Source organism: Novosphingobium sp. 1529, assembly GCF_040544855.1.
Lineage (GTDB): Bacteria > Pseudomonadota > Alphaproteobacteria > Sphingomonadales > Sphingomonadaceae > Novosphingobium > Novosphingobium capsulatum.
Map to the genome: position 1 here is coordinate 1 of NZ_JBEPKW010000035.1, position 2,219 is coordinate 2,219.

Below are 2,219 nucleotides of genomic sequence, written 5' to 3' on the forward strand. Positions count from 1 at the left end.
GAAAGCGCGACAATCAAGATGAGAATCCGGTGTGTCGGGACCGGCGCAGGGCGTAGCCCGTAGCCGGTCCCGACACACCGGAGGCACTCTTTGCTAAGTGCCTGTGATGGTCGTGGCGGCCGCTATGCATCGGGTTTTCCGGGGAGGAGGACCTGGCGTGTGGCCGGCCGACACATCAACGATCATCAAGTGAGACTTTTCATGACCAACAGGCGTAATGACCCCGTCGCCCTGGCGGCGGCGAAGGCCGGGTTCAGTCCGGCGACGGGCTATCGGGTTCTGCAGGACACCAGGCTGCCATCACAGCAGCAAGCACCGCGCAGCCGGCGCCGACCCGATCCCCTTGCTGGTATTTTCGATGAAGTTGTGGTGCCGATGTTGGAGGCCGCCCCGGGCCTTCGGCCCATAGCGATCTTCGAGGAACTGCGGCGCCGATATTCCGAGACGGAGTTCGGCTCCCGGCGAACCCTGGAGAGGCGCATTCGCGACTGGCGAGCCATCAACGGGCAAGATCGCGAGGTCATTTTCCGGCAAGTGCACGAGGCCGGTCGGCTCGGCCTGTCCGATTTCACGTGCATGGACGATCTGGCAGTTTCGATCGCCGGACAGCCCTTGGACCACCTGCTCTATCACTTCCGGCTTCCTTGTGGCGGCTTCGAACACGGGCACATCATCCTGGGCGGCGAGAGCTTCGTCGCTTTGGCCGAAGGGCTGCAAAACGCGCTCTGGTCCGCAGGCGGTGCGCCGAAGCTCCATCGTACCGACAGCCTCTCGGCCGCTTTCCGCAATCTGGACGCGGATGCCAGGATCGACCTGACCAGGCGTTATGACGCGCTCTGTGCCCATTATGGAATGGAGCCCACAAGAAACAACCGGGGCGTTGCCCATGAGAACGGCGCGATCGAGAGTGCCCATGGCCATATCAAGGCTGCCATAAAGGATGCGCTGCTGCTGCGCGGGGGCGCCGACTTCTCCGACCTTGCCAACTATCGCCGCTTCATCGACGAGGTCGTAAATGCGCGCAACCGACGGCACGGCCCCGGGATCGATGCAGAACGCAAGTTCCTGCAGCCGCTGCCGGACGTGCGCACCACCGATTACGAGGAGGTCCTCGTGACGGTCACATCCTCGGGCGGCTTCACATTGCGCAAGGTGTTCTACACGGTCCCATCCCGCCTGATCGGGCACCGTTTGCGGGCTCACCTGTATGATGACCGCCTCGACCTCTTCATTGGCGGCACGAGACTCATGACCCTGCCGCGCGGCCGCGCGGGCATGAACGGGAAGCACGGTCACGTTGTCGATTATCGTCACGTGATCCATTCTCTGCGCCGTAAGCCCATGGCACTGCTAGGGCTGGTCTATCGCGATAGCCTGTTCCCGCGAGAGGCCTATCGCCTGATGTTCGACCACCTGCTGGAAGTTCAGGGTGAGCGGGAAGCCTGCCGCATCACCGTCGAACTTCTGGCCATGGCCCACGAACGTGCATGTGAGGCCGAACTCGCAAGGCTGCTGACCGAGGACTTGGCGGCGCGCCGAACGCCCTGCCTGACAAACTTGCGGGCCCGGTTCTGTCCAGACCCTGCCGATCTGCCCGAAGTCGTGGTCGAACTGGCACCGCTCTCGATTTACGACGAACTTATCGAACAGGGAGAAGCCGCATGAACGCAACTCCCATTATCGATGCACAGCGTCTCAGCCTCATGCTCAACGAACTGCGCTTGCCCACCATCAAGCACATCTGGGGCGACTTCGCCGCCCAGGCAGACAAGGAAGGATGGCCCGCCAGCAGATTCCTCGCCGCGCTGGCCGAGCACGAACTCGCCGAACGAGATCGCCGCCGGATCGAACGCCACCTGGCAGAGGCACATCTACCCGCTGGCAAGACCCTCGACTGCTTCGCCTTCGATGCCGTGCCGATGATCTCAAAGGCTCAGGTTATGGCCCTATGCGCCGGTGATGGCTGGCTCGAGCAAGGTGCCAACCTCATCCTGTTCGGTCCGCCGGGCGGCGGCAAAAGCCATCTCGCCGCAGCCATCGGCCTGGCGCTGGTAGAGCGGGGCTGGAGGGTTTTGTTCACTCGGACCTCCGACCTCGTGCAACGCCTGCAGGTCGCGCGGCGCGAACTCGCGCTCGAATCTGCGATGGCCAAGCTCGACAAATACCACCTGCTGGTTCTTGACGACTTCGCCTACATCTCGCGCGACCAAGCCGAGACG

Annotated in this window: 2 protein-coding genes; both read left to right on the forward strand. The window is 63.0% G+C overall.

Annotated elements, in window-relative coordinates; genetic code table 11:
* Positions 1-159: 159 nt before the first annotated feature.
* On the forward strand, positions 160-1,665 hold the full coding sequence (gene istA, locus ABIC78_RS21480; RefSeq protein WP_502915720.1) for an IS21 family transposase: 1,506 nt from the start codon (positions 160-162) through the stop codon (positions 1,663-1,665).
* On the forward strand, positions 1,662-2,219 hold a 558-nt coding region (locus tag ABIC78_RS21485; protein ID WP_354491966.1), incomplete at its 3' end, for an ATP-binding protein. The genes istA and ABIC78_RS21485, both read left to right, overlap by 4 nt.